This window comes from Candidatus Woesearchaeota archaeon, from assembly GCA_027858315.1.
GTDB lineage: Archaea > Nanobdellota > Nanobdellia > Woesearchaeales > UBA583 > UBA583.
On the sequence record JAQICV010000041.1, the window covers coordinates 20,630 to 43,723 of the forward strand.

At 27.8% G+C, this 23,094-nt stretch carries 25 protein-coding genes; 18 read left to right on the plus strand and 7 right to left on the minus strand.

The genetic code is table 11. The features are described from left to right. The first annotated feature begins 28 nt into the window (after positions 1 to 28). The 3 genes from PF569_03390 (at position 29) to rnhB (ending at position 3,100) form a co-directional block, all read left to right on the plus strand. Positions 29 to 1,672 carry a hypothetical protein gene (locus PF569_03390; GenBank protein ID MDA3855276.1) on the plus strand — a complete coding sequence of 548 codons (1,644 nt, stop codon included), beginning with the start codon at positions 29 to 31 and terminating at the stop codon, positions 1,670 to 1,672. Positions 1,673 to 1,948: 276 nt separating this feature from the next. Beyond that, positions 1,949 to 2,272, plus strand: a complete 324-nt coding sequence (gene trxA / locus PF569_03395) for a thioredoxin (protein MDA3855277.1) — start codon at positions 1,949 to 1,951, stop codon at positions 2,270 to 2,272. 150 nt (positions 2,273 to 2,422) lie between these two features. Beyond that, positions 2,423 to 3,100 carry a ribonuclease HII gene (gene rnhB / locus PF569_03400; GenBank protein ID MDA3855278.1) on the plus strand — a complete coding sequence of 226 codons (678 nt, stop codon included), beginning with the start codon at positions 2,423 to 2,425 and terminating at the stop codon, positions 3,098 to 3,100. Here rnhB and PF569_03405 read toward each other — a convergent pair. Next, a complete protein-coding gene (locus PF569_03405; GenBank protein ID MDA3855279.1) occupies positions 3,097 to 3,687 on the minus strand; it encodes a histidine phosphatase family protein in 591 nt (196 codons plus the stop codon). The two genes, rnhB and PF569_03405, sit on opposite strands and share 4 nt — an antisense overlap. A gap of 52 nt (positions 3,688 to 3,739) precedes the next feature. Further along, complete coding sequence (locus PF569_03410) at positions 3,740 to 5,473, minus strand: metallophosphoesterase (GenBank protein MDA3855280.1); 1,734 nt, start codon at positions 5,471 to 5,473, stop codon at positions 3,740 to 3,742. 101 nt (positions 5,474 to 5,574) lie between these two features. Here PF569_03410 and PF569_03415 point away from each other — a divergent pair, with 101 nt between their 5' ends. Both PF569_03415 and PF569_03420 read left to right on the plus strand, forming a co-directional pair. Further along, positions 5,575 to 5,925 (plus strand): hypothetical protein, encoded by a 351-nt coding sequence (locus PF569_03415; protein ID MDA3855281.1) that lies wholly within the window; start codon positions 5,575 to 5,577, stop codon positions 5,923 to 5,925. Positions 5,926 to 5,950: 25 nt separating this feature from the next. After that, positions 5,951 to 6,655 carry an AarF/UbiB family protein gene (locus PF569_03420; GenBank protein ID MDA3855282.1) on the plus strand — a complete coding sequence of 235 codons (705 nt, stop codon included), beginning with the start codon at positions 5,951 to 5,953 and terminating at the stop codon, positions 6,653 to 6,655. A gap of 28 nt (positions 6,656 to 6,683) precedes the next feature. Here the strand turns inward: PF569_03420 and PF569_03425 are convergent, their stop codons facing one another. Together PF569_03425 and PF569_03430 are read right to left on the minus strand one after the other, a co-directional pair. Further along, the gene (locus PF569_03425) at positions 6,684 to 8,510 is read right to left on the minus strand and encodes a hypothetical protein (protein ID MDA3855283.1); all 1,827 of its coding nucleotides are present in this window, start codon (positions 8,508 to 8,510) and stop codon (positions 6,684 to 6,686) included. Positions 8,511 to 8,684: 174 nt separating this feature from the next. Then, positions 8,685 to 8,936: a hypothetical protein gene (locus PF569_03430; protein ID MDA3855284.1), complete on the minus strand. Its 252-nt coding sequence runs from the start codon at positions 8,934 to 8,936 to the stop codon at positions 8,685 to 8,687. Between the two features lie 97 nt (positions 8,937 to 9,033). Between PF569_03430 and PF569_03435 the strand changes: the two genes are divergently transcribed. Further along, positions 9,034 to 9,411, plus strand: coding sequence for a hypothetical protein (locus tag PF569_03435; GenBank protein ID MDA3855285.1), 378 nt, complete (start codon positions 9,034 to 9,036; stop codon positions 9,409 to 9,411). An 18-nt stretch (positions 9,412 to 9,429) separates the two neighbouring features. Here PF569_03435 and PF569_03440 read toward each other — a convergent pair whose 3' ends face one another. The 3 genes from PF569_03440 to PF569_03450 form a co-directional block, all read right to left on the minus strand. After that, complete coding sequence (locus PF569_03440) at positions 9,430 to 9,879, minus strand: hypothetical protein (protein MDA3855286.1); 450 nt, start codon at positions 9,877 to 9,879, stop codon at positions 9,430 to 9,432. Positions 9,880 to 9,967: 88 nt separating this feature from the next. Beyond that, a complete protein-coding gene (locus tag PF569_03445; GenBank protein ID MDA3855287.1) occupies positions 9,968 to 10,342 on the minus strand; it encodes a 30S ribosomal protein S8e in 375 nt (124 codons plus the stop codon). A 1-nt stretch (position 10,343) separates the two neighbouring features. Then, positions 10,344 to 10,922 (minus strand): 50S ribosomal protein L15e, encoded by a 579-nt coding sequence (locus tag PF569_03450; protein MDA3855288.1) that lies wholly within the window; start codon positions 10,920 to 10,922, stop codon positions 10,344 to 10,346. A gap of 384 nt (positions 10,923 to 11,306) precedes the next feature. Between PF569_03450 and PF569_03455 the strand changes: the two genes are divergently transcribed. The 12 genes from PF569_03455 to PF569_03510 all read left to right on the plus strand — a co-directional run bounded on the left by PF569_03455 (position 11,307) and on the right by PF569_03510 (position 23,094). Then, positions 11,307 to 16,136 carry a S8 family serine peptidase gene (locus PF569_03455; GenBank protein ID MDA3855289.1) on the plus strand — a complete coding sequence of 1,610 codons (4,830 nt, stop codon included), beginning with the start codon at positions 11,307 to 11,309 and terminating at the stop codon, positions 16,134 to 16,136. Positions 16,137 to 16,339: 203 nt separating this feature from the next. Continuing rightward, complete coding sequence (gene rpl3p, locus PF569_03460; GenBank protein ID MDA3855290.1) at positions 16,340 to 17,338, plus strand: 50S ribosomal protein L3; 999 nt, start codon at positions 16,340 to 16,342, stop codon at positions 17,336 to 17,338. A 5-nt stretch (positions 17,339 to 17,343) separates the two neighbouring features. Next, the gene (gene rplD / locus PF569_03465) at positions 17,344 to 18,141 is read left to right on the plus strand and encodes a 50S ribosomal protein L4 (GenBank protein ID MDA3855291.1); all 798 of its coding nucleotides are present in this window, start codon (positions 17,344 to 17,346) and stop codon (positions 18,139 to 18,141) included. A gap of 1 nt (position 18,142) precedes the next feature. Then, complete coding sequence (rplW, locus tag PF569_03470) at positions 18,143 to 18,442, plus strand: 50S ribosomal protein L23 (GenBank protein ID MDA3855292.1); 300 nt, start codon at positions 18,143 to 18,145, stop codon at positions 18,440 to 18,442. Between the two features lies 1 nt (position 18,443). After that, entirely contained in the window at positions 18,444 to 19,175 is a 732-nt protein-coding gene (locus PF569_03475) for a 50S ribosomal protein L2 (GenBank protein MDA3855293.1), read from the plus strand. A 2-nt stretch (positions 19,176 to 19,177) separates the two neighbouring features. After that, on the plus strand, positions 19,178 to 19,549 hold the full coding sequence (locus PF569_03480) for a ribosomal protein S19 family protein (GenBank protein MDA3855294.1): 372 nt from the start codon (positions 19,178 to 19,180) through the stop codon (positions 19,547 to 19,549). 2 nt (positions 19,550 to 19,551) lie between these two features. Next, positions 19,552 to 20,031, plus strand: a complete 480-nt coding sequence (gene rplV / locus PF569_03485; protein ID MDA3855295.1) for a 50S ribosomal protein L22 — start codon at positions 19,552 to 19,554, stop codon at positions 20,029 to 20,031. Continuing rightward, positions 20,028 to 20,783 (plus strand): 30S ribosomal protein S3, encoded by a 756-nt coding sequence (locus PF569_03490; protein ID MDA3855296.1) that lies wholly within the window; start codon positions 20,028 to 20,030, stop codon positions 20,781 to 20,783. The genes rplV and PF569_03490 overlap by 4 nt, the downstream gene beginning before the upstream one ends. Beyond that, a complete protein-coding gene (gene rpmC, locus PF569_03495; GenBank protein MDA3855297.1) occupies positions 20,780 to 20,968 on the plus strand; it encodes a 50S ribosomal protein L29 in 189 nt (62 codons plus the stop codon). Before PF569_03490 ends, rpmC begins: the two co-directional genes overlap by 4 nt. Continuing rightward, a complete protein-coding gene (locus PF569_03500; GenBank protein ID MDA3855298.1) occupies positions 20,969 to 21,298 on the plus strand; it encodes a stress response translation initiation inhibitor YciH in 330 nt (109 codons plus the stop codon). A 115-nt stretch (positions 21,299 to 21,413) separates the two neighbouring features. Beyond that, the gene (locus PF569_03505) at positions 21,414 to 21,902 is read left to right on the plus strand and encodes a DUF2853 family protein (protein ID MDA3855299.1); all 489 of its coding nucleotides are present in this window, start codon (positions 21,414 to 21,416) and stop codon (positions 21,900 to 21,902) included. Between the two features lie 85 nt (positions 21,903 to 21,987). Continuing rightward, complete coding sequence (locus PF569_03510) at positions 21,988 to 23,094, plus strand: hypothetical protein (GenBank protein MDA3855300.1); 1,107 nt, start codon at positions 21,988 to 21,990, stop codon at positions 23,092 to 23,094.

Genomic DNA, 23,094 nt, shown 5'->3' on the forward strand with positions numbered 1-23,094 from the left:
TATTTTAATTATTTTTTCAATTATTTTTTTGAGTAGTATAGTATACTCTATAAAAGTTGAAATTTCAATTACAGAAGATAGTGCTGTAACTAAATTATTAAATGATAAATACTCTCTTGATGCAAGTGGAATTTTAACAATTAAAAATCCTTCAAATGTAAGTAAAGTATATGAGTTTGTTCTTCCTCTAGACTTAGATTCATTAATTGGGATAAACAAAATAAATTTGCCAAATTCTTCGACATTTAATAATATTACAAATATAACAACTTCAATTTCACCAAATTCTGAAAAATTTGAATTTAGTTTTGATAAAATTAAAGGTTATATGATTGAACCAAATCAATCAATTAGTGTAGGATATCATATCTTTGGACTTTCCGAGTATAATATTTACAATAATTTAAATGATACCCAAAGTGTTTTAGATTATTATGTGAAATCTTATGATCTAGTTTCAAATGTTATTTTAAATTTGCAAAAACCACAAAGGGAAGATTTCGAATATAATATAGATGGAACTTTAAATAAAACTCCATCATCAAATTCTTCAAGACTGGTTTCAGCACAAATTAGAAATCCTACTGATTATGATTATTTCATCGATGAATTAAAATTATATAAAACTTCAGTTTCAGACCCATTTTTTAATAATGGTGGAGTTTTAAATTCATATTTTAATCTCTCGATTAATCCTTTTGGTTATAGGGAAGTAGATTTTTACGATATAAATAGTGATGAAACTTCAGTATACTGGGTATCTTCTAGTGTTTTCATATTAACTGATATAAATTCAACATTAAGTAAAGTATACAAGCTTGAAAATAAAGGTGGTGGAAGTTCTGATAATGATGCTAATACTGGTGGTGGCGGTGGAGTATATATTAGTGATACTATAAAAGATTCAATCATTTTCAAAAAAGATGTTGATAAAACTATCATTTCTAAAGGTGATGAATTCAATGTAATATTGACTCTTGCAAATGTAAAAGATAGAACTATTCTAGATTTAGAATTAAGTGATGAAGTGCCTGAAGGATATGAAATCAAAAATGTATCAACAAGCGTTAAAATTTCAAATAGGGATTTAACTTTTGATATTTCTAAAATTGAAGGATATGAAACAAAAAATATAATATATACTTTGGTTTCGAAAAAAGAATATAAAGGAATTACATACTTAAAACCTGCAAAATTATCTCATAATGATGAGACATTATACTCTGAAGGTGTTCTTTTAATTAATGATATGCTCCCTGATCAAAAAATTTTCATTCAAAAAGAAGTAAAATATATGGATGATGATTATGCAAAAGTAATAATTACTGTGAAAAATTTAGGAAATTTTCATCTTGAAGATTTATTAATTTCAGATGAAATTCCTGATGATTCGATAATAAAGCAAATTTCGAAAGTATTTTTAGAGAGAGGAGTTTGGTCAATTAAATCTTTAAAGCCTGGAGAAGAATGGGAAGTCTCATATTTAATTTCAAGGGATGGTTCAAATTTTGATACCCTACCAAATATTTTTGGTGTAGAAAAATCAGATGTGTATGGAACGATGATATTTTCTGAAGAAATTGTCACAATCTTTAATGAAGAACCAAGAACTATAGAAAAAGTGGGGATGACTCTTGCAGTAGGCTTTTTGATAGTATATTTATTATTCTAAAAATTATGATATGCAAAGCAAATCTATTCTTTTGGTCCATACTTTCGCAAGAAATTAAAAATTTCTGTGCACTAAAAATTTATTCAAAATTTTTCTATGTCTTAATGAGTCAATTTTTTGACGAATGTTAAAGAAAAGGTGGGTAGGGATGACTCTTGCTGTAGGTTTCTTAATAGTATATTTATTATTCTAATTATTACTAATATTATATTGAATTTTCATTCATTTTTTTCTCAGATAAGTAACTTTTATAAATTAATAGTATGTTTAAATTATATGACAGTAAAACATATAACAACTATGGCAGAATTTCAAAAAGAAGTTCTTGATTCTGACAAACCAACAATCGTTGATTTTTGGGCAGAGTGGTGTGGTCCTTGTAGAATGCTTGGTCCTATTTTTGAAGCAGTTGCAACTGAGAGAGATGATATAGTCTTTGTAAAAGTTGATGTGGATGAAGCGCAAGAAATTGCAGGAAAATATGGTATCATGAGTATTCCTTCCATATTAATAATTAAAGAAGGTGAAGTAGTTGATCAACAAATGGGAGCTGTTCCTAAAGATGTTCTGAATTCTTTCATTGATAAAAACATTAAATAAATTTTTATTTTTTTAAATAGTTCTATAAATAATATTTTTTATTTTATGTACTTAAAAATCTTTGATATTTTTTAGAGACATTTGTAATAACTAAAATAAGATATAAAATTCTAAAGATAGATTTTTAAACAGAATTAACTTAAGTAAATTATGTATAAAGTAATTGGAATTGATGAAGCTGGAAAAGGGCCAGTTTTAGGTTCTATGTTTATTGGTTTTTCTATAATTAATTTAGCTAATGGTCTAAAAGATTTAAATGAGTATCAAGATAATTTGAAAAGTATTGGAGTAAAAGACTCGAAACTTCTAACATCAAAAAAAAGGAATGAACTTTATCAAATTTTAAAAGACACTATGGATTTAAAATATGCTCAAATAACTCCTGCTTTAATTGATTCAAATAATGCTCAAGGAGGTAAATTAAATGAACTTGAAGTTGATGCTATTGTAAAAATATTGGAATCAGAAAAACCTGACCTAGTAATGATTGATGCACTAACAGCAAATCCTGAAAAATTTGGACAAGATATTCTTAAAAAATTATCTTTTGAACCAAAAATGATTTCTGAAAATAAAGCAGATGTAAAATACACAATAGTTGGAGCAGCATCAATTGCAGCTAAAGAATTACGAGAACAAGAACTTGAAGAAATTAGAAAAAATATTGGAATTGATTGTGGAAGTGGTTATCCTGCTGACCCAAAAACTAAAGCTTTTCTAAAAGAACACTACGAATCAAAAGAATTTGACTTCATATTTAGAAAGTCTTGGCAAACCTATAAAAATTTGGTTGGTGATAAGACAAACAAATCTTTGTTAGATTTTTAATCTAGATGTTCAACATTACCAATATCATGATTCTTCAATTCTCTTTTTTCATCAATATCAATAATTGAAATTGAAGCATTAGGTTTTTTAATTTCATAAACTCCAACTTCCCAAGGGATTTTTTTAAGAATTGAAAGAAGCATTTTTAAAGTTCCTCCATGTGAAACAACTAATATGGTTTTACCAAAATGTTCTTTATGAATTTCATCTAAAAACTTTTCAACTCTTTCTCTAAAAATTGTTGGGCGTTCAACACTAAATTTTTCATAAGTATCATCTTTCTTAACTTTCGGATAATCTACATTATCATAGCTCTCTCCCTCAAAATCTCCGAAATCTCTCTCAGTAATTTCATCCAAAGTTTTAATTTCTTTATTATGAAATTCATTAATAATTTGAGCAGTTTTCATTGCTCTCTTAAGTGGGGAAGATATAATTAAGTCAAAATCAAAATCTTTAAGGAACTCCGCAGTTTTCTTAACTTGGCCAATACCAACTTCATTTAATTCCTTATCAGTTCTCTTTCCTTGATAAACTCTTTTAGTATTTAAATCAGTCTGTCCATGTCTTACTAGAATTAATTTCATTTTTTGTTCTCCGAGCAAAAAGATGCCCAAAAATTATTTTCAATTTTTAAGATCATTTCTCCGTATAAAAATTTAATATTTGTGGTTTTCTAGTTCTAGTATTAACTAGGATAACTTTTCCAATATCTGGATACATTCCCATTTTTTCTTGATAATCACTCATCTCTACCCAACATCCACAACTAATTATCGAACATCCTTTATAATTGGCAAGACTCATTTTATGTGTATGTCCTGTAATGAAAAAATCAGGCATTTTTTTAATAACTAAAGGATCATTTTGCGAATCAGGAACATAAAGTGTAGATCCATGTGATGGTGCTAGGTGTCTCTTTTCAAGAAGGTACTTTACAACCTCTTCAGGAGACTTAACTCCACCTTTTTCCCTTAAGTGTTGTATCTTGTCTGCATAATAAAAAAAACTACCTCCATGATACAAATAAAAATCTAATCCTCCACTAGGATCCTTTGAAAAAAGACAAACAGTTGAAGGATTCGAAACCATAATAACATTTTCCATATTATACAAAGCGTATGTTTTTTCATAAGATAATTTAAGTTGTGGTTCTGATAAACGAGAAGTATCGTGATTTCCTGGAATTATAATAATGCATTTATCTTTTGGAATTTGAGAAAGCCATCTTGCAGCATCATGGTATTGTAATTCTGTTGAAAAAATTCTAACATCCTCTCCTTGTCCTGGATAAACTCCTATACCTTCAATTATATCTCCTGCAATGACTATATATTTAACTTTTTTAGCAAGCTCATTAAGTTCATCTGAACTAGTATTTCCATTAATCCAATCAATAAATTTTTGAAATGCCTCATCAACAAAAACTTTTGAACCAAAATGTATATCCGAAAGACATGCAACATAACCACCATTCTCAGTTTTTTTAAGTTCAGAGTTATTAGGTGGAGAAGGGATAATTATTTCATCAGTCCAGATAATATTCTTTCCAACTTTGCCTAAAATTCCAATACCCTCGTCCAAACAAAGTCCTGCAACTATCTTTAAGAGTTCTTTTTTATCTTTGTTAATAAAACATTTAATCTCTCCACCTTTATCTTCAATAGTAAGCATAATATGTCCATTTTTTGTTTCAATAATCTCTGAAACAAGTCCAATAACTGTAACTACTGTATTTGTTTCAAAAAGATCTTTAAGCTTAGAAATTCTCATAACATTATCTGCATTAACTCTACCCTCTAGGAGGTTAGTAAAATATTCCAGTCTTTTTGTGAAATACAAAACAAAATCATTAACTGTAGTTTTTTTACCTCTCGTAGTATAGTCAAAAGTTATATCTACTCCAAACTCTTTAGCTTTTCTTAAAGTATCTTCTTCAATGTCAAAATTATCTTCTTTTTCAAATATCTTAGGGTCAATCCTATAACCACTTTCATCTATTTTTCCATCAATTAATGACTTGTCATGTAATGGTTTTTCAGGAACATGAAGTCCAATTTCACTTTTAATAAAAAGAATAAAATTTTCATAGATTCTCTTTTTTCTTTTATTATTTTTTGCACTAAGAATTATTTCTGTGAAATCTTCCCAATTAATTTTTTGAAGTTTTTTAATATTATCTTCATTAAGATCAAAATCATTAATAATTTCTTTCAAATCATTATTTATAACTTTTAATTTAATATCTTTTCTAGCAATACTCTCAAGTTTATTTAAAAAATCAAGTTTTTGATTTTCACTTTCAAATTCTAATTTTTCTATAAGTTCTATATCAAATTTTTCTAGAATTAATTCTATATCACTATTATTCATATATATTTGAAGATACTTTTATTTATATATTTTTACTTATGAATTTTCAAATAGATTTAAAAAACAAATAAACTTAAATACTTCCTAAATTAGATTAACATATGGTTGAAACGGAAAGTGAATTATTATCTTTAATTTATTCGAATTTAAAAGAATTATTAGATCAAATTGAAGATAAGAAAATATTTGTTGAGTTAATGAGGAAAAATTCAAATTTAGAAAGTCGACTTCATACTACAAACTTCAAACTTAAAATTTCAATTAATGGAATTAAAGATGAGGATTTAAGTGAATTAACATATAAAATGAATACTTACAAAAATAATCTCTCTTCGGCTCATTCAAATTTTTTGGGAAAATCTGACGAGAATTATAATAAAATAAAAAATATTGCAATATTACAATTAAAAGATCTCTTCATTTGTGCATATGATTTAGGAATCCATTTATAAATACATATTTCTTACTAATATATAAGTGGCTAAAATTACTAGGGAAAAATTTAAAGTATATTCAGGAGTATTTGATGAATTTACTTTAAATACATTAGAATTTCTGAAAAGAAAGAATTACTATGACAAATTTGGAAAACCTATTAAAACTGGAAAAGAAGGTGATGTCTATTCAGCAGTAAAAGGGGAAGAAATAAGAGCAATTAAAATTTACAGATTAACTAATGCTAATTTCAAAAAAATTTCTGAATACATCAATCGTGATTTCAGATTTAGAAACATTAAAGGTAATTTAAGAAAATCAATTTTAGTTTGGGTACAAAAAGAATATCGTAACCTTTCAATATGTCATAAGGCTAACATGAATGTTCCTTATCCTTACAAACAATCGAATAATATAATTATTATGGAGTACATTGAAGGAGGAATGTTAAAAGATATTCCTCTTTCAAATCCTGAAGAATTTTTTGATTTATTAATTGAACAAATGTATATTATGAAACATGAAGCAAAACTAATTCATGGAGACCTTTCAGAATTTAATATAATGGTGAAAGATGATTTGCCAGTAATTATTGATATGGGTCAAGCAATGACAATAAAAAATAATGATGATTTCAAAGAATTTTACGATTTATATGAAAGAGATGTTAAAAATGTTGTAAGATATTTTAACAAAAGATATTCTCTTAATGTATCTGAAGAAGAAACTTTTCAAAAACTTTTATGAAATAAAATTCAATAAAAATTTAAATTTTTTATTTTAAAAATGCTAGGAGAACAAGCAAAGCTCCTAAAAATACTAAAGACTCATTATTTCCACTAAATAATTCAACAATAATTGTATTAAAATATGATTTTCTTGTAACTTCCTTTTCTAAATAAATATTCAAATCAGTATATGAAAGTGCATAATTTGAATAAAGCATACTAGAAGATAAATCGTCTTGTTCAAACAAATCTTTGGAATATTCAAAATATATGTAAGGTATTAATGGGAAATCTCCATTAGTATTATGATTCAATCTAGAGTTTGTAATTTCAAGTAATTCTTTAGTATAATTTTTCTGATCTTCATCATTAATTCCCATAGAGTTTAATAAAGTATTAATTTTCCCATTAAGTTCTAATCCCTTGTATATACATAGATATTTATTTGAGAAAGGTTCTCCCAATCCAATTTGTTCTCCAATTTCTTCATTTAAAAATCCGAATCCATAATTATTTAACAATTGGGACTTAATTGATATTTCTCTATTTATTTTAACGCATGCATCACTAATTGTTTTATCATTAAATTTAACTCTATCTCCATTATTAATTATTAATTCTTCCCAAAGTTCAACTGTGTAAAACCTCTCTGAAGCATAAGAATAAAGTCTTGTTTTTTGTGAATTAATCTCTTCTTTAGTTAGGATGTCAATTTCTGCTAAATCGGAGATATTAATATTTGAATTAGTAGAGATGAGATTATTCTCTTCAATATCTTCAGCAATTTTTAAAAATTCTCTACTCTCTTCAATTCTATCTATTAGCAGAAGATAAACATAAAAATCATTTATTGTTTTAATCTTACTTAAATATCCATCAGAACTTATTTCTACATACTTCAAGTTTACTTTACTTTTAAGTGCATTAAGTTCAGTATTTCTATCATCAAGTGTTAAGTTTTTTTGTGTTTCCAAAAGAGCTTTATAGTTCAAATTCGCATTAAAGCAAAAACTTCCTTGTGAGTAATAATTTTCATTAATTTTTGCAGTTTTAGACGAATTATAACTATTATCTGCAATTTCTTTTGAGCTATCTTCAGAACTATTATCTTTAATTATTCCAAAGTCGATATCATTAATTAGATTTAAACTTCTATCACACATTTTTTGTCCAAGATTTTCCATAACTCTTTTATAGTTGCTATTATTAATTGTTTGAGTTTTCAAATCATAATGAGTTTGATTATTAAAATTATTATAAGCCTCAATCACATCAATTACTTTTACTATTTCTATAAAATAAGTTACATTTTCATCATAACTAGAAAAAACAGGAATTAAAACTTTTCTAAATCCTAATTCTTGGGCAATACTAATCTTTTCATCAACGCCTCCAACATTACCTATAATTCCTCCAGAATTCAAAGCTCCAGTAATCACAACTTCATCAATAATTGGTTGTTTTTTAACAGTCTTAGCAGTAAGAATTGCAATTGCTGAACTTGCAGAAGGTCCCTTTAAAACAAGTGCAGAGCCTTCAAAATTATAAAAAAAATCATATTCATTACAATCAAGAGCAAATAAATCACATGCAATTTTTTGTGAATTAATAATTGAGATTTGTGTATCTACTTCTTCAATAGTATTCAAATTAGTATAAATTTGTCCATTACCTGGCTTTATTCTAAGATTCAAATTAATAATTGAACCACCTACTGCATTACCATTTGAATCTTCAGTTACTGCAAGAAGTGAAATATCATTTTCAAATGAATTATTTGTATAATAAAATCCGAAAACAAAAAATCCAACAATTAAAATTTTAATAAGAATTATTGTAATTGAAAATTTTAAGCTCTTTTTTTTCTTAATCATAACAATAACTATTTTTTTCGATTAATAAGTGTTTTTATTTACTCATAGTTTAATACTAATATTTATTGTCTAGATTTTTTTTTAAAATTAGAAGTTAGATTTAGTATTTTATTCCTTAGAATACTAAATATTTTAAGTATGGGATAAAATAAATATTTGATAATGAGGTAAATTTTATAACTTTTCAAGAGTTTCTAAAATTTTATTAAGTTCATCTTTTGGAATTTTACTTTTATAATTCTTTTTATTAACATTTAGTTGATTAATTTTATGATTCAAAATTGCAAGTGCAACCCAAATTTGAGCTTTAGATTTATCTTTTGCCTTTTTTACAGCATAATCATATTCCTTAGTTTCTTTAATCAATTCACTTAAATTTTGTTCAACAACTATTTCAAGGTCTACTCTCCAATCATTATCATTCATATATTTAAATATTTTCAGTAATTTATAAAAGTTGTCTTTTCTTAGTAGTCACGATAGAAACATTTATAAGTACTCTTTTCTTTATATAATTATCAAAATGACATACGAAAAAAAAATTGCATCATTAACAGTAATCTTAGCTGTGATTTTAGCTTTATTAGCATATTTATTCGCAGGTCAATATGTTGTGGTTGACAATTCACTTAGCTTTTCAGATGTAAAAAGTCAAGATGGTTCAATTGTAAAAGCAAATATTGTATATGTTGAATTAACAAAAGAAGTATCTGTAAAAGATACAAGAAATCTTGTAACTGATAGATTTTCTCAAGAAATAGAAACTGATGGTCAACTAATTGTTTTAGGAAAAGACGGTTCAATCAAATCTATAACTAGTGGAGTTGTTCTAGTAGATAATAACATCATAAGTGTTAATGAAGAAGAAAGCGTAATTATTGCTCTTGAAAAAAGAGATTAAATTTTTCAAATAATAATATTAATTATCATAATTTTTATACATCTCAATTAAATTTCCAATAATAGGTTCAGAATTTATTTTTGCTTGATTTATTATTTCTAGCTTTTCTTTTAGATGTTCGATTTCATCGCTACTTGTTTCAGTACTAATTTGTGATTGAGTATGTTTAATCTTAGTATCTACAATTCTATTAAAATATTCTAGAATAGTTTGAGAAAAAATTTGAATTGAAATATTTTGATTCATTAATTCTTCAAAGAAGTTTTTTTCAAACAATCTTTGTAAAACAAAAATGATTATATCTTTTTCATGTGAATTTTCATAAGGACATATTTGATTTAGAATTTGTTCTCTTTCATTTTCATTTTGGAGTACATATAATCCATACTTTCCAATTAAGTGTCCAAAATTTTGAACTTCAAGTTTCATATTATATTTACAAAAGTAGTCTTTAATAAATCTTTTCATTTATTAAAAGGTTCTCATAAATTTGATAATAAAATTTATTTTGAATCTTTCTAATTAAGAATAAAAATTAAAATTTTTTAAGCATTGATTATTTAATCAATACACCAAATAATGAACCTGATTGACCTGGTCTTGAAGTAATTTTAACATTACCTTTCTCAGTTTTAACAATAGCACCTTTAGTAATAAGGTTCCTTCTTGTAAAGTTAATATTTGCAGGGTTATTTTCTACATCTAAAATTTTAAGTGTTTGAGTTTTACCTAAATCACTAACACAAACTTTATCAGTTGATAATAATGATTTCTTTTGGTTTCCACCAGCAACTCTTTTAAGTTTTAATCTAAGTCTATCAATACTAGTTAAAGCAGGAATTCCTACCATATCTTGGGCTCTTTTTTTCCTAACTGGAATATATCTCTTACCTGATACTTGTTTTTTTGATCTAAATTGTGAACTTGCCATTTTATCTTAATCTTCCTCCATTAGCATTTAGGCTAGGTCTTACTTTTTCAGCACCCATTCCTTTATTTCTTAAACCTCTAGACTTTTTAGCACCTGAAGTAAGTCCTCTAAATACTCTCTTTGTATGTTTATTTGAAACAATCCAACCAATTTTCTTATCTGATGCAATTTGTGGATGATATATATCAACTAAAATAATTTCATACCAATAATGAATTTCATCTTGACCTACCCAATATGAGTTTAAAACTTCTAAATTAGGGAATTTCTTTTGCACTCTCTCTTCTGCTATCCATAGATAGTTTTTAGCTTGTACAATTTTTGATGAAGTATTTCCACCATCTCTTCCTTTTTTAATTGAAGGATTTTTCTTTCCTCCTCTTTTAACTCTAGATCTTACAATAACAAAACCTTGCTTTGCTCTATAACCTAAAGATCTTGCTCTATCAATTCTAGTAGGGTATTCAACTCTCTCGATTGAATTCTCTCTTCTCCATTGAACTAGCATACCTTTGTAACTCTCACCTAAATTTTCTTTAGGTTTTTTCCATGCTTCTTTAATATATTTTAAATATCCCATCTTTTAAATCTTTGATTTCTTTTGTCCCATTTTTATGAGTCATTACGAATAATAATGAAGGCTTAAAAATCTCTTACGAAATTTTTATTTTCCCATTCATTCGAATTAATTTGTTTAATTTATCGCTTATGCGACTAATAGATTCGTTAGAACCTTAGAATACTAGACTACACATCCGCTCAACATATACTCAATTAAATTGTCGTATCATCGCCAACATGACTAATATTTAATAATAAAGAATAAAAAAGCCTTTAAAAAGTTTACCTTGTAAGAGTTGTTCCTGTTAGTTAAAAACAAAGTCTATAAACGATTTAACTAATTTATATATATATGTATATTAAATATAATAAGTTTTTAGCCTTTTTTTTCCTTTTTGTTATAATGTTTTCATCCTCATCTTCAATTTTTGCTAAAGAAAAATCTATGAACGAATTTAACGGTATAGAACTAAAGACTAAATTTAAAATTAATGAAGGGCAGTTGAAGAGTTTTTCAACAGATAGTGAAAATAAAAATGAGTATTATCTTATTCAATTTAATTCTAAGTTAAATGAAAAAACAAAATTAGAATTAGAAAAAGATGGGGTAATATTTTATGACTATATTCCTGATAATTCTTATCTTGTGAAATTTGATTCTCAAAAGAAATCAAAAATTCTATCTTCTAAAGATATTAATTGGTATGGTAAGTACTTATCTGAATATAAAATTGATAAAAAAATAAACCTTTCAAATAATGAGTTAATTGAAGTGCTAGTTAATCCTCATAAAGATATTGATTTAGTTTTATTAAAATCAACTTTAAAAAATAATGATGCAGTCTTAGAAATATTAGGTGATACGAAATTTCTTATTTTAATAAATGTTTCCAATATTCAAGACATTGCAAATTTGAATGAAGTAAAATATATTGAAAAATATTCTAAGCCCGAACTCTTTAATATCAATGCAAGAGTAACTACTAATGTAAATTTTATTTGGGATAATCTAGGACTATATGGAGAAGGTCAAAAAATTGCAATTGCAGATTCAGGATTAGATACTGGAGTAAATGATGCCTCTATGCATGATGATTTTGAGGGAAGAATAATTGGAATTACTGACTTGTGGGGAGCTGGTCCTGACGATGATTCATCTCATGGGACTCATGTTGCTGGAACAGTTTTAGGAGATGGTAATCTTAGTGGAAGTAATCCTAGTTTAGATGATTATAAAACTTCAAATGCTGGAGTAGCACCAAAAGCAAAAGTTTATTCTCAAGCATTTGAAGATACAGGACTTGCTTTGGAAGGAGTACCTGCCGATTTATTTGACTTATTCAATCCAATGAATTCTATTGACATTAAAACTCATACTAATAGTTGGGGAAATACTGCTTGTAATGGTATTTATAATATAAATTCAGTTTCATCAGATCAATTTATGTGGGACAATCAAGATTTTACAATTTTATTTGCTGCAGGAAATGATGGTCCTACTCCTTCAACAATGGCATGTCCTGCAACTGCTAAAAATGTTATAACTATAGGTGCATCGAATACAAGTGGCGCATTTGCAATTGCTGAGTTTAGTTCTAGAGGACCAACTAATGATTCAAGAATTAAGCCTGACCTTGTAGCACCAGGAGCAATGGTATTTTCAACATTATCCCAAATAGTATATCCTGGAATTTATTATGGTGGTTTTGGTGGAACTTCAATGGCAACGCCTCATGTTGCAGGAGTAGTTCTTCTTATGAGAGAACATTTAAATTCAACTAAAGGGATATCTAATCCTTCATCATCTCTAATTAAAGCATTATTAATTAACGGTGCAGATGACATTACTGGAACAAGGCCAGATAACGACCAGGGGTGGGGGCAAGTCAATTTAAAGAATTCAATTAGTCCAAGTCAACCTGGAAAAATATTTTTTTATGACAATACAACAGGATTTTTAATTGAATCAAATTATACTTATGACTTTGAAATAAAAGATGACTCTCTTCCTCTAAGAATTACTCTTGTGTGGACAGATTATCCTAGTACTGAAATTGCAACAGAAAATTTAGTAAATGATATAGACTTAATTCTTAATACTCCTGATGGAACAATATATTTTGGGAACGATTTTTCAGCACCATTTAACAATGAAAAAGACGACATTAATAATGTTGAAGGAATAGAGATATTAATTCCTCAAATTGGAAATTATTCCTTAAATGTATCTGCATTTAATATTATAACTGGACCTCAAACATATTCTTTAGTAATGTCTTATGCACAAAGTAGTCCTAAGATTTTAAAAATTGATTCACCAGAAAATATTATTTACAATACTTCTAGAATAAACTTCAATATAACTTTGGATGATATTGGTTTAGTTGAATTTTCATTAGATGATGGGATAACAAATATAACTATGCAAACTTTAGATGATATTGAGTTCAACTACACTTTATCAAACATTCCTGATGGAAATTATAATGTAACTTTTTATGCAAAAAATCTCTCAAATGTTTTATCTGATACTCGAAAACAAGCATTTATAGTTGACACAATTAAACCAACAATTACTGTAAATTCTCCAAATAGTTTTAAATATTCATCATTATATATAATATTTAATATAACTTCCAATGAGTTTTCTCAAATGTGGTTTAGTGTAGACAATGGAACTACAAATACAAGCATGCAAACTATTGATAATTTATCTTTTACATATAATTTCTCAATTCAAAATAACAACAATTATTCAATAATTTTCTATGCTCAAGATGTGGTTGGAAACTTAAATCAAACTCAAAAAATTAATTTTTCAGTAGATTCTAAATCACCAAAAATATCAATTAATTCTCCACAAAATATTAACTATTCAAATATAAATTCAACAATATTAAATATAACTTTGGACGAGATAGGTTTAGCATGGTTTAGTACTAATAATGGAATTACTAATACTAGTATGCAAAATCTGGATAGTTTAACTTTCACATATAATTTAACAGGTTTAATTGATGGAATTTATAATTTAATTTTCTATGCAAATGACACTATAGGGAACTTAAATTCAACTTCAATTCAATTCAGAATTGATAATGGAATTTTGAATATGTCTATTGACTCTTTTTCAAACAATTCACAAATTAATACTTCAAAACTTTCAATTTATTTTAATGCCACAACAAATAAAGAATTATCAAAAATAACTTACACAATAAATTCATTTACTTATGATATCTTTGACAAATATTCTTTAAACTATATTGAAACAGACTTAGACTTAATTGAATACGGAAATCAAAACATTAGCTTCTATATTGAGGATTTATTTGGAAATTCAAAAACTTTAATATATAATTTAAACATTATTTCAGATCTCTCAGGAGTAATAAATGATACTGATGGAGATGGAGTTAATAATTCAATTGATAATATATTAGGTAATGAAACAAACATTCAAACTAATTTAAATGATTTAACTCTAGAAGTTAATAATTCTATTAATTTAACTAAGATTTTTAACACAACATATAATGTATCTATAAAGGAAAATAATAGTATTGTAGTAGAATTCCTAAATAATTTTTCGAGTAATAAATTAGATTTCTCCAATGTAACAATAAAAAAAGATAACTCATCCAACTTATCTAAATTACTTTTAAGGGGAATTAATTTAGAATCAACAAAAACAAAAACTCTTTATTTAGACTTGATTGGAAATACAACAAAAGATAATAGTTTATGCTTAAAAGATGAAGTAGTATATGATTTTTCACAGATAACTTCAACTTGTTCAGGTTCATCCGAAACATATATCTATGAAATTCCATATTCTGAAAATGGATATATTGTAACTTATACAAATTCAACTAATAGGACTGTAAAAATTCAAGGTTTATCTCATTCAGCTATAACTCAGTCGTGTACTGAAGATTGGTCAGATGTTGATTGGGAAACCACTTGTACTAGTGATTCTCAAACTGGAACTACTATTGATAATAATAATTGTGGCACAACTTTCACTAAACCTGTAACTACACAAAGTTGCACATCTCCTGTTGATAATGAAGAGGAAGAAGAATCAAATACTGCAAGTTCTAGTACAGATGATGGCGACGATGAGTATATTATAACTACTGATGATGACGATGAAGATGAGGAAGAAATAATTAACAATACTATTGAAGGTTTAAGAAGTACAATTAAAAATTCTTATAGTTTTAGTGTAGGTAGAACTGGTGGAATTAATGATGGATTTAAAGGTGTTGAAAAAATCAAAATAAAGGATAAAATTTGGTTAAGAACTTTAATTGAATTTGAACATGATTTTTCAGACTCAGAATTAGATTTAAGTAAATTTGATTTTGAATACTCTCAAACAAATAAAAGTTATATAATTGTTAAAGGATTAGACCTTGGAACTAAAACTAAAAAAGTTAGAATTAAAGCTTTAGATAATACTAATAAAATTTGTATTAAAGATGAAGAAGTAAATTCGATTGAAGAAATTAGTTTAACTTGTGATTCTGTAAATGAGTATTTAGTTAATTGTGATAGTATTCAAACAAATGAAGGATACACCTGTATTATTGATGAAGAATATTATTATGTGTTAGGTCTAAAACATTCAGCAGTTTTAGAATATGTTGAACCTGAAAAGTCTATCTCTGAAGTTGTGACTATTGATGAAACTTCAAATAATTTAGATTCTTCTAATATAGTTTTATCTGATTCATTAAGTTCAAATTCAAAGATTAGTATCTTAAAGATTTCATTATATGCTTTTATTGGAATTTTTTTATCAATTATTGGTATTTTGATAATTCTTAGAATCTCGAAAAATGGTGAGGATGAATCTGATGATGAATCTAAAATGACTGAATCTAGAGTTCTTAATCATGTTGATCCAAATAATCCTAAAGCTAAAAAAGCATTTTTTAAAAATGAAAGTAAAGATAATCTCAAAGGAGAAAAAATCTTAATTAGTAATTACAAACAAGCAAAAATGGATATTGATAAGATAACTACAAAAACTAAAAAAAAGTTTGTAGATAATGATAGTTTTTCTGATATTCATGGTTATAAATCTGCAAAAGAATATGTAAAATCTCATAAGGAAAGTCATGATAAAAAAGTACTTTATGAATCTTTAATTTCTTCTAAATATTCAAAAGATATAATTGATCAAGTTTTCAAAGAAGAGTTTGTTGATGATGATAATCAAAAATAATTTCAAATCTCTTTCCAAATAATCTCACTTATATATATCTAACGAAGGCTTTATAAACCGATATTTGTTCTTTTTTTGTATTACTATGCAGAATTAAAGCATGCATTTCATATTAATTTTATGAAAGCTCTGCAAAGCAATCCTGAAATAGGCAATGTAAAACTGGCATCCTATCAGGCAATTACAGTTATAGAGTAATAAAAATGGCAGCTCCAAGCACAAGAAAAAGAGGTAGTAAGCAGTTCTGGCCAAGAGTCAGAGCAAATAAGCCTACTGCCGTTGTAAACAGTTGGGATTCTAAAATTTTACCTAAAGAGAGCAATTTCTTAGGTTTTCCCGGCTATAAGGTAGGTATGACAAATATCGGTATTATAGACAATTTTTCTCACACTTTAACTAAAGGAACAGAGATTAATACTGCGGTGACAGTATTAGAATGTCCTCCAATTAAAGTTTTATCAGTTAGATTGAGTGGACTTGACGAGTATGGAAACATGCAAGTTTTAAAAGAAGTTCAAGCTCAAGTTAAGGATAAATATTTAAACAGAAAAATTGATGTTCAGAAGAAATCTTCTGTAATTCCAAGTGTTGATGAATTAATTAAATTTGCACAAGAGTATGAAGTGTATGATGTTAAAGCGAAAGTTATGACAACTCCTTCTGCTACAACTATTGGAAAAAAGAAACCAGAGATATTAGAACTTGGTGTTTCAGGTTCTATTGAAGAGAAAATCACTTTTGTGATGTCTAAATTAGGACAAGAAATAAAAGTTGGTGATGTGTATACTGGTGGAGAACTAGTAGATTCACATGGAATTACAATAGGTTACGGTCATCAAGGTGCTGTGAAAAGATTCGGTGTAAAACTGACTTCGCATAAATCCGAAAAAAAGAGAAGGCACGCAGGAAATGTTGGTGCATGGACTCCTTCAAGAGTTTTGACAACAATTCCTATGCCTGGTCAACATGGTTACCATGAGAGAACAGAATGGAATAAATGGATAATTAAAGTTTCTTCAGACTCAAGCGTGATTAATCCTGATTCAGGTTTTACTGGATATGGTTTAGTTAAGAGCGATTACTTACTAATTAAAGGAAGTATTCAAGGACCTAGAAGAAGATTAATAACATTTGTTAGAGCTACAAGGCCAAATGCGAGATATCCAAAGATTGCTCCGCAAATCACATATATTAGCAGGTAATGAAAATGAAAGTAAGCGTATTTGATAAAATAGGAAAAGAAGTTGAAACATTTGAGTTTAAATTATCTGAAGATATAAGAGAAGATATTTTTAAAAAGGCAATTATTGCTGAGAACTCATTGTTTAGACAATCTTACGGTGCAACACCTCTTGCAGGTAAAAAAGCATCAATTAATGTATCTAAGAGAAGACAAACATTTAGATCAACATATGGGAAAAGTATCTCAAGAACACCTAGAAAAACTATGTGGAGAAGAGGTATGCAATTAAGATTTGTAGGTGCATTTGCTGCTAACACAGTTGGTGGTAGAAGAGCGCATCCTCCAAAGGGTAATAAAAGTTTCTTAAAAGATATTAACAATAAAGAGTGGTTAAAAGCACTTAAAATTGGAATGACTGCATCAATGAACAATAAACTTGTTGCAGAAAATGGTCAAAAAGTACCTAGTACTTATCCGTTCATATTAGATAATAGTTTAGAAAATGTAACAAAAACTAGTGAATTTAGAGAAATCTTAGTTAAATTAGGTTTTGATGATGAATTAGAAAGAACAGCTATTAGAAAAGTTAGAGCAGGAAAAGGTACAATGAGAAATCGAACTTACAAAGTTAAAAGAGGGCCATTAGTAGTAGTTTCATCAACTGAAGTACCATTAATGAAAGCTGCAAGAAACTTTAGAGGTTTTGAAGTAATTACTCCTGATTTATTAATGGTGAGTGATTTTGGTATGAGTTACAAACCTGGTCGGGCAGTAATTTTTACTAAATTAGCATTAGAAGGATTCAAGGAGGTTTTAGAATAAAATGGCAAATGTTGAAGATACATTCAAGACAGAGCTTAGTAAACAGTTTTACGATATTGTGAAAAAAGTAATTGTTTCAGAGAAATCAACAAGACTCTCAGAATTTGAAAACAAATTAGTTTTTGAAGTAGACAGAGCTGCAACTAAACCTATGATTAAATTATTAATCGAGAATGAGTTTGGAAAAACAGTAAAATCAGTAAATACTGTTAATGCAATTAGCGGTAAAAAACAAGCAGTTGTAACTTTCAAAGATGAAGGTGTTGCATCTGATTTGTCATCTGAATTGGGGTTAATCTAAGATGGGAAAGAGAATTATACAACAAAGAAGAGGAAGAGGAACTGCAACTTATAGGGCTAACAGTTTCAGATTTGCAGGTAAATTATCTTATAATGCTTACAGCAAAGATGGACAAATCAATGGTACAATTATCGACATTGTCCACTCTAGAGGACACAGTGCACCACTTCTAAAAGTAAAATATGAAAATGATAAAGAAGCTTTAATTCCTGCATACGAAGGAGCTTTTGTTGGTCAAACAATGATTATTGATCAAAGAGAAAAAGTAACTAAAGATGAAATTAAAGTTGGTAATGCTTATATGATTAAAAATATTCCTGAAGGAACAAGTATTTATAATATTGAATTAAAACCTGGTGATTCAGGTAAACTTGTAAAAGCAGGTGGAAGTTTTGCAACTGTAATATCTCACCTTAAAGGCTTAACAAAAATTGTACTCCCTTCTAAAAAAGAGAAGTTAGTACACAGTAATTGTAGAGCTTTTGTAGGAGAAATAGGTGGTTCAGGAAGACATGAAAAACCATTCATGAAAGCTGGAACTAAAGCTATGGATAAAGCAAAGAAAAATAAGTTATACCCTATGGTATCCGGAGTTGCAATGAGTGCATATGATCACCCTCACGGTGGTACAAGGTCCTTGAGAAAAGGTAGACCAACAATTGCTCCAAAGAACGCACCACCAGGTAGAAAGGTTGGAATGCTGAGACCTAGACATACAGGAAGGAATAAATAAAGATGGCAGAAGATAAACAATTTACATATAGAGGAAAGACATTAGATGAGTTAAAAGCTATGTCTACAGAACAATTCTCTGAGCTTTTGCCTTCCGAATTAAGAAGAAAAGTAAAGAGGGGTTTTGGTGAACAAGAACTAAAACTTATCGAAAAGGTTAAATTAGGAGAGAAAAAAATCAAAACACATTGTAGAGATTATTTTGTTACACCTGATATGGTCGGTCTAAAGTTATTAATTTACAACGGAAAAGAATTTACAGAAGTAACTATTGTTGTAGAGATGATTGCTTTAAGATTAGGAGAACTAGCACCAACTAGGAAAATTGCAACACATACAACTATGGGTGCAAAGAAAACTGTTACGAGGAAGTAAGGATGGCATATAAATATTCATTTCAAAACTTTAACAAGGAAACTATGGCAAGAGCACATTCAACAAATGTTTCAATTTCATTGAAAAATTCCGTTGAAACAACTAATGCTATAAGAAATAAAAAACTTGGAGTAGCAATTTCATATTTGGAAAGAGTTGCAAAAAAAGAATCAGTAGTTCCATATAAAAGATATAATACTGATATGCCTCATCGTAAAGGTGCAGGTATTGCTGCAGGTGGTTATCCTGTAAATGTTGCTAATGAGTTAGTTAGGTTATTAAAAGCTGCTCAAAAGAATGCTTCCGAGCAAGAAATTGCAGGAGAAATATATGTTCTTGCAACATCAGTTAGAAAAGGAGCTCAAAGATATCACATGGGTAGATACAGTGGTAGAAAAATGAAATCAACACATGTAGAAGTAATTGTTGGTTTAAGAGAAAAAAAAGTAGCATCAAAAGCTAAAGAGGTAAAGAAAGAATGATTGAGAGAAAAATTGTTAAAAGTAACTTTTTAGAGTTTTCAGTTTCAGACTTCATTAGAAAAAATATATCTGATGTTCCTATTAAGGATATCTTAGTTGAGAAAAGTCCACTTGGAGAGAGAATTACAATTTATACTTCAACTCCTGGTTTAGTTATTGGTAGAGAAGGTTCAAACATTAAAAAATTGACTAAAACTCTAAAAGAGAAATTCAAGTTTGAAAACCCTCAAATTAAAATTGGGGAAGTAACTGAGATGTTTCTATCTGCGAGTATTGTTTCAAAAAGAATTGCTAATGATTTAGCAAATTTTGGACCTCGAAAATTCAAATTGACTGCATTTAGAGCACTTGGAAATATTATGAATTCTGGTGCAATGGGAGTTGAAATTAAAATTTCAGGTAAAGTTCCTTCATCAAGATCAAAAACATGGAGATTCTTTAAAGGTTATTTGAAAAAAACTGGTTATGTAAGTGATTTTTTAGTAGATCATGCAGTTGAAAGTGTAACTCTAAAAAGTGGAGTTGTAGGTATTAAAGTAAGCATAATGCTGCCTAACACGCCTCTGCCAGATAAGATTGAATACTTAGCTGCTGTAATTCCTGAAGAAGTAATTGCAAAAATTGAAGAAGAAAAAGTTGAATCCTCTCAAGGTGATGTTGAACAAACAAAACCAAAAGAGTTAAAAAAAACAAAAGATACTAAAGAAGTAGAAGTGGTTAAAGAATCTAAAGAGGAGACTAAGAAAGAATGAAAAAATTAGACTTACTTAAAAAGAAACCTGAAGAATTAGAATCTACTTTAATCTCTTTAAAAAAAGAGTTATTTAATCTAAACTCTGCATCTCTTGCTGGTGAAGATAGTCTTAAAAAAAAGGCTAAAATCAAAGTAGTGAAAAGAGACATTGCAAGAATTAAGACTAAATTAAATAATAGCTAAATGTTAGAAGATACTTGTTCAGTTTGCGGATTACCACAAGAATTATGTGTTTGTGGTGACATTGAGAAGACGGGCTCAGTTATTGAAGTAAAATCTGAGAGAAGAAAATATGGAAAAATTTGGGTAGTGGTTACTGGTATTCAAGCCGACACTACTGAATTAAAAGACATATTAAAAAAAATTAAAAATAAACTTGCTTGCGCAGGTACTATCAAAGGAAGATCTATTGAGATTCTTTATGGTAGGAAAGAAAGAACTAAAGAATTAATTGAAATCTTATCTGAATTAGGCTTTAATAAAGACTCAATTCATGTAACTGAGATGAAATAAAATTCTACTTTTTTATTTTAAAGCTAAATATTTATTCTGAAATTTTATTATGTTCTTCATTTAAAAATTATTTAAGAGTTAGATTTATATATTTGATGCAATTTATAACTATATAATGACAAAAAGAGATGAAAAAATAGCTTTTTATAATGAAGAGCTATCTAAATACACTAAAAAAGCAGATGAAGAACTACTAGAAGCAATTGTTGTATATCTAGGCCCAAGTATTTACAAGAATGACGCAGAATTGGTCTCAACTAATGATGTAAAAGAAGTTCAAACAGTGAAAGATAGTTTTCTTAAAAAAAAACTAAGTCTAGATGGTATGAATGAAGAGGTTTTGGACAAAGCAATATTAGAAGTTAAAGATATTCTGGGAAGTTCCAATAAGAGAAAATATAGGGCAATATTCTATTATTTTCTTGTGAAAAAGTTCGAACTTGAATCAGTTTTTATAACAAAAATAGATGAAGTTGAAATAAAATTAGAAGAATTAACACAAATAAGAACTAAATATTCAAGAGACAATATATTACCTTTGTTATATTTAGCATTATTTATTGATTTTTTAGTTATTGTAATCCTAGCATATATTTTATTCTAAAAATAAATTTAGATATTATATTTTTTTAGTCAAATTCTAAGTAGTAACTATTCTTTTTAAATTTAAATATTCTAAAATATTCTATATGGATAAAAAAATAATGATTTTAGCTGCCTTTTTTATCTTATTCTTAGGTTTTACTTTTGCAGATACAGACGGTGTTTGGCATTATGCTAAAGATATAAGGGGAGGAATATTTGGTGCTGATGAGCAAGATACAACTCAAGATTTCACATTTATTAATGATGTAAATTTAAATTCAACAACATATTATTATGGGGTTGAATTGAATGCTTCTTTTGTGAATACAAATGAAGATAATTCAATAACCTCTAATATGATAGTTGATGGTTCAATTACATCTGCAGACATTGCTCCAGGAACTATAAATTTAGATGATATTGATACAAGTGAAATTCAAACAAAAATTGTTGGAACTTGTGACTCTGGTGAGTTTATGGTTGGAGTAGATAGTCTAGGTCATCCAATTTGTGAAGAAGGAGGAAGTGCAAGTGCTCCCTCTCCAGAGTATGAATTAGGAGAATATTTAATTGGTGCACAACACACTATAGGTTTATGTTTAGCAGAAGGCGGAGAAGTCTTTGATACAGGGGGAGAGAATTATATTTGTAAATTCAGTGCATTAACACTTCCTAAATCTGCTTATGAATGTTATGATTCCCAGTATGTGACTGCAAGTTATACAAAAATTTATTCTACTGCTATAAATATAGCTAATGTAGTTGAAGAAGGTGTAAAATCTGTTAAGATTAGTGCAGGTTGTATTTTATTAAAAGAGGGAGAGAGTAGATTTAATGCAGATGGAACTTTAAATGGACATGTTACAATTTATGATTATACTTGGACTACTGATCCTAGATATCCTTATGTTAGTTATAATGTTGGTTATATTGATGCACATTGTCCATCAGGTTGGAGTCAACATGAAAATTATATGGAACAAATTTCATTTACAAAGAAAGCTCTTGCTATTCAATGTGATTCTTTATCAGATAGGATGGGTAGTTGTTCAGTAACAGGTCATAGTTTTAGTAATCAAGTTTCTACTTGTAGTTTGAATTTTGGAGCAGCAGAATTTTGGTTTTTGTATAAGTGTGTGAATGGCGTTACTAATGGCGGTAGTTATACAATAAATAGTTATGTACCAAAAACTGTAGTGGGGTGTAAATAA